This window comes from Mesorhizobium sp. M2A.F.Ca.ET.039.01.1.1, assembly GCF_003998035.1.
Classification (GTDB): domain Bacteria; phylum Pseudomonadota; class Alphaproteobacteria; order Rhizobiales; family Rhizobiaceae; genus Mesorhizobium.
Map to the genome: position 1 here is coordinate 1 of NZ_RZRY01001288.1, position 977 is coordinate 977.

The 977-nt window shown below is 59.5% G+C and carries 2 protein-coding genes and 1 pseudogene; all 3 read right to left on the reverse strand.

The genetic code is table 11. The features are described 5' to 3' along the window. Positions 1–254 (reverse strand): annotated as a pseudogene (locus EOA24_RS39345) (GNAT family N-acetyltransferase); the annotation flags it as partial. Continuing rightward, positions 251–532, reverse strand: coding sequence for a DUF1778 domain-containing protein (locus EOA24_RS39350; protein ID WP_127410903.1), 282 nt, complete (start codon positions 530–532; stop codon positions 251–253). The pseudogene EOA24_RS39345 and the gene EOA24_RS39350, both read right to left, overlap by 4 nt. Positions 533–651: 119 nt before the next feature. Beyond that, the coding region (locus EOA24_RS39355; RefSeq protein WP_348633111.1) for a DUF6880 family protein at positions 652–977 on the reverse strand (326 nt) is incomplete at its 5' end.

Here is a 977-nt window from a genome sequence, read left to right on the forward strand (position 1 = left end):
ATCTCATAGCGGCCAAGGCCTTTGCGGAGTTTCTCCGGCACGCGCTCGAACTCCGCCGCGGCGGGGCTCAGCGTGTAGAAACCGAGAACCGTTGCGTCATGCTTTGCCACGGCGAGAAACGTCTTCGAGGCGCCCCGCTCATGGTTGCGGCGCGCATGCATGCGAAGAAATTCATTGAGGGCGGCATCGCCGCAGTCGAAACTGTCGCGGTCGTGCCGGGCGACGGGCTCCTCGCCCCACGCAGGCAGGCTCATAGATCGGCGGGCAGCGCCCCCGCCGCCGCGATCAGCTTCTCGTTGGGGGCAGGCGGGTTCTCCAGCGCCTCCAGAACGCGCAGTCCGTCGCGTTCGGACAGAATGATCCGGTCGTTGCGCTCGATGATCTCGCGCGAGGCGTCGAGGACGGTGCGCAGGACAAAATCCGTTATCCCGGCGGCGCCCGCCAACTGGGTGGCGCGCAGGATCACCGCCTTGTCGGCGGGCTTGATGCGAAACGACATGCGCTGGCTGTCACTGACGGCGGAGCGGGGCATGGGGCGAATCCTTCGCTTTTCGGAGGCTTTGACTGTATGATTTCGCGGGCTTGGCGTCAAGATGTACAGTTTCATGCCGTACATTTCACAAACGACCGATAAGGCAATTACCATCGATCTCAGTATGGCGTTGGAGGATGAGTTTTGGCGGCCTTGCTCATGCGCCGGCCATTCGATGAGAAAATCCAATGCCGGCACCATATTGGGAAGGTCAAAGATTGGGTTAGAGCTTTTTCTTCGGCGATGACATCGTCGAAGTCAGCAAGCCGCTTCAGATAGTCTCGCAGACGGTCACGGAGAAGGTGGTTTTCGAAGCAGTCCCAACGAATCTGCTGTGCCTTTTCAGGCTCGCCTGTCGCGTCGAGCACATCGATATCCACGTCCTCCCATTCGGAGTGACCAAAATAACTATGGTATCCATCAATCCAGAGATCATGAGTTGCGA